Origin of the sequence: Nocardia amamiensis NBRC 102102, from assembly GCF_001612745.1 — a bacterium.
GTDB lineage: Bacteria > Actinomycetota > Actinomycetes > Mycobacteriales > Mycobacteriaceae > Nocardia > Nocardia amamiensis.
This window is the reverse complement of sequence record NZ_BDBA01000348.1, coordinates 1-4,125: the sequence shown is the minus strand read 5'-3', so window position 1 is coordinate 4,125 and position 4,125 is coordinate 1. Positions and strand designations below refer to the sequence as shown.

Sequence of the window (4,125 nt, the reverse complement as noted above, 5' to 3'; positions counted from 1 at the left end):
GGCTAACGGGGACAAGAGCATGCCAGAGAATCCGGTGACCGGGCCCAGTGGTCGGGGACGGGGTGCCGGAGGGACCCGCGTGATAGGGCGAAAGCTGGATTGCCTGAATCCCGATCTCCAGTCGATGCAAGTTCCCATCCGCCGGAAACGACCGCTGAAACCGGTGCCGTGCTCTGCGTCGGAGTCGATGGTGGCCGACGCAACCTCCAGAGCGCGGGGCGATGCCCAGCGAGGGCATTGAAGGAGATGAGTGGGACGCCTACGTCACGCTGCCACGTACGACACGCATGAACGCGGGATCGCCTACGGGACGCGAGTCCTACGGCGACGGAGGCCTCGTAGTAGTCGCCGGAGTCACGCCCGGCCAGGGAGGACGGGAAAGCCGTCCACAGGGCGAAGGGGGCCAGGTGAATCGGACACTCGATGATCGGGAGGTATGCGAAATGCAGAGCGCCGCAACGATGCTGGGTGTCCTGCGTGAACGCGGCAAGCGGAAACTGCCGCTGACAGAGTTGTATCGGCAACTGTTCAACCCGCAGTTATATCTGCTGGCCTACGGGCGCATCTACGCCAACCATGGCGCGATGACGGCCGGGGTCACGCCGGAGACCGTGGACGGAATGTCGCGGGCGAAGATCGATCGCATCATCGATGCGATGCGCCACGAGCGTTACCGATTTCGCCCGGTGCGACGGGTCCACATCCCGAAGAAGAACGGCAAGACCCGCCCGTTGGGCTTGCCGACCTGGTCGGACAAGCTCGTCGGTGAGGTGATGCGCCTGTTGTTGGAGGCGTATTACGAACCGACGTTCTCCGACCGGTCCCACGGATTCCGTCCGGGCAGAGGCTGTCACACCGCGTTGCGGGAAATAGACAACACCTGGACCGGGACCGCGTGGTTCATCGAGGGCGATATCGCCGACTGCTTCGGCTCGCTCGATCACGACGTGCTGATCGAGATCGTGTCCGAGGGCATCCGCGACAACCGTTTCCTGCGGCTGCTGCGCAACATGCTGACGACCGGATATCTCGAGGATTGGAAATGGGGTGCCACCCTGTCGGGGGCTCCCCAAGGCGGCGTGACATCTCCGATCCTGTCCAACCTCTACCTGCACAAGCTGGACAGATTCGTTGAAACACAACTCATTCCGGAATACACCCGAGGGGACCGCAGGGCACGCAACCCTGCCTACCTGAAACTGCAGACGCAACTGGCGACGGCTCGACGGCGTGGTGACCGGGCTGCTGCCCGGACACTGCGTCAGCAGATGGTGAGCCTGCCCAGTGCCGACCCGGACGACCCGGGATATCGACGGCTGCGTTACTGCAGATACGCAGACGATCATCTGCTCGGGTTCACCGGACCCAAGGCCGAAGCCGAAGAAATCAAACAGCGCCTGGCACAGTTCCTGCGTGATGACCTCAAACTGGAACTGTCCCAGGACAAAACGCTGATCACCCACGCTCGCACAGGCGCGGCACGATTCCTCGGCTACGAAATCACCGTCCAGCACAACGACACGAAGAAGACCGGCCGTTACCGACGCGTCAACGGCCAGATCGCACTTCGCGTCCCGCGAGAGGTGATCAAGGCCAAGTCCGCCCCCTTTCTGCGCCGCGGAAAACCCGCCAAGCAGGCGGCCCTGACCAACGGCAACGATCACACCATCGTCGCCACCTACGGGGCCATCTACCGGGGCATCGTCCAGTATTACCTGCTCGCCGGTGATGTCTATCGACTGCACCGGCTGCGCTGGGTCATGGAGACCTCCATGCTCAAGACCCTGGCAGGCAAGCACCGCTCGTCGGTGTCGAAGATGGCGGCCAAGCACAAAACCAAAATCACGACACCGCACGGACCGCGCACTTGCTTCGAAGCACGCATCGAACGCAGCGGCAGGAAACCACTGGTCGCACGGTTCGGCGAGACCCCGCTGCACCGGCAGAAAACGGCGAGAGCCACCGACTCTGCGCCGATCCGGGTCGACTACCCACACAAGGAGATCCTCACCCGGCTCCTGGCCGACACCTGCGAGCTCTGCGGCACAGTGGGTCGCGTCGAAGTCCACCACATCCGCAAGCTCGCAGACCTCGGAATACCGGGACCGCTTCAGCCCCAATGGATTACGGCCATGGCCAACCGGCGACGCAAGACCCTCGTGGTCTGCGAAGCCTGCCACGGCCACATCCACACCGGGCACCCTGTCGCACCACTCACGCAGTAGTTCACCGGAGAGCCGGATGATCGGGAAACCATCAAGTCCGGTTCGGCGGGAGGCCGAGCGGAAAAGGACCAGCACGCTGGCACCTCGCCGCTCGGCCGACCCATCCGCCGCCTGGATCACCAGACGCCGACGATGCGTCCGCGACTACGAACGCCTACCCGAACACCACGAAGCCATGGTCACCTGGTCGATGATCATCCTCATGTCTCGGAGGCTGGCCCGCACCCAGAAATGAGCAGTTTGTTCACAGGCACTAAGCCTCGATCCACCGACGGGCTTGCGCCCGTCGGTGTGCCGTGAATGAGAAAGTGCCCTTCGAGCTGGGATGATCACTGTTGTCTAGGCAATGATCGGTCCAGTTCAGAAGGACACTTCGGGTGCAAGTTTCGCACAGGTTCGCCGCGGAGTCTGCGGTGTTCGACGATGACAATCTCGTGTCGCTGGCCGGTTTGGTGCCGGTGATGCGGCTGGCCGAGCAGACCGGCCTGGTCGGGGTGCTGGCGGAGAAGGTGTCGATCACCGCGCCGCGGATCAAGTCGGGGTCGGCGAATCCGGCGCCAAAGCTGGCCACATTGATCGCGGGGATGGCTGCTGGTGCGGACAGCATCGACGATGCCGATGTGCTGCGCAGCGGCGGGATGGCCACCGTGTTCGACCGCGTGTATGCGCCATCGACGATCGGGACCTTGTTGCGGGAGTTCACCTTCGGGCATGCTCGCCAGCTCGAGGCGGTGCTGCGCGCGCATCTGGCGCGGCTGTGTCAGCGGGTGGAGCTGCTGCCGGGTGCCGGTGTGCGGGCGTTCATCGATATCGACTCGCTGCTGCGGCCGGTGTATGGGTATGCCAAGCAGGGCGCCTCCTACGGTCACACCAAGATCGCAGGCAAACGGATTCTGCGGAAAGGACTTTCGCCGCTGGCAGCGACCATCAGCACCGATCTTGCGGCGCCGGTGATCGCGGGGATGCGCCTGCGGGCCGGCAAGACCGGCTCGGGCAAGGGCGCCGGCCGGATGGTTGCCCAGGCCATCGCCTGCGCCCGCGCGGCCGGAGTCACCGGTGAGATCCTGGTCCGCGGCGATTCGGCCTACGGCACCCGGTCGGTGATCGGTGCATGCCGCCGCGCGGGAGCCCGGTTCTCGTTGGTGCTGACGAAGAACCCTGCCGTGGCCCGGGCGATCGCGTCGATCGGCGATGATGCGTGGAGGCCGGTGAAGTATCCGGGTGCGGTCCGCGATCCCGACACCGGTGAGTGGATCTCCGACGCCGAGGTCGCCGAAATCCCTTATACCGCTTTCGCTTCCAAGCCCGATGCGGTCACCGCCCGGTTGATCGTGCGCCGCGTCCGCGATGCGGCCCGCCAGGACGAGCTGTTCCCGGTCTGGCGATACCACCCGTTCTTCACCGATTCGGCCGAACCCGTGGTCGACGCCGACATCACCCACCGCCGCCACGCCGTCATCGAGACCGTGTTCGCCGACCTCATCGACGGCCCGCTGGCCCACATGCCGTCGGGGCGGTTCGGCGCGAACTCCGCGTGGGTGCTCTGCGCTGCGATCGCGCACAATCTGCTGCGCGCCGCAGGCGCACTCGCCGACCCCGTCCTGGGCAAGGCCCGCGGATCCACCCTGCGCCGAAAGATCATCGTCGTTCCCGCCCGCCTGGCCCGCCCGCAGCGCAAACCCGTGCTGCACCTACCCACGCACTGGCCCTGGGCGGCTGCCTGGCGACGACTCTGGCAGGCCACCACCACGACGACCTGAACCATCTCACCCGTCCCTACGTCCAGGAACAACAGTGGAGAAGCTGGGTAGACCAGCAGCTACCCCACGCCTGAAATCGGTGCTCCGCCCACCGGCAGCCGCGCGGACCACGCACAACTCCCGTCGGTGAATCGAGGCTA

General features: G+C 65.1%; 2 protein-coding genes. Both read left to right on the top strand.

What is annotated here, in order from left to right:
* The first annotated feature begins 443 nt into the window (after positions 1-443).
* Positions 444-2,225: a reverse transcriptase/maturase family protein gene (locus NA4_RS37420; protein WP_084497829.1), complete on the top strand. Its 1,782-nt coding sequence runs from the start codon at positions 444-446 to the stop codon at positions 2,223-2,225.
* A 377-nt stretch (positions 2,226-2,602) separates the two neighbouring features.
* A complete protein-coding gene (locus NA4_RS37415; RefSeq protein ID WP_067480829.1) occupies positions 2,603-3,985 on the top strand; it encodes an IS1380 family transposase in 1,383 nt (460 codons plus the stop codon).
* Positions 3,986-4,125 lie beyond the last annotated feature (140 nt).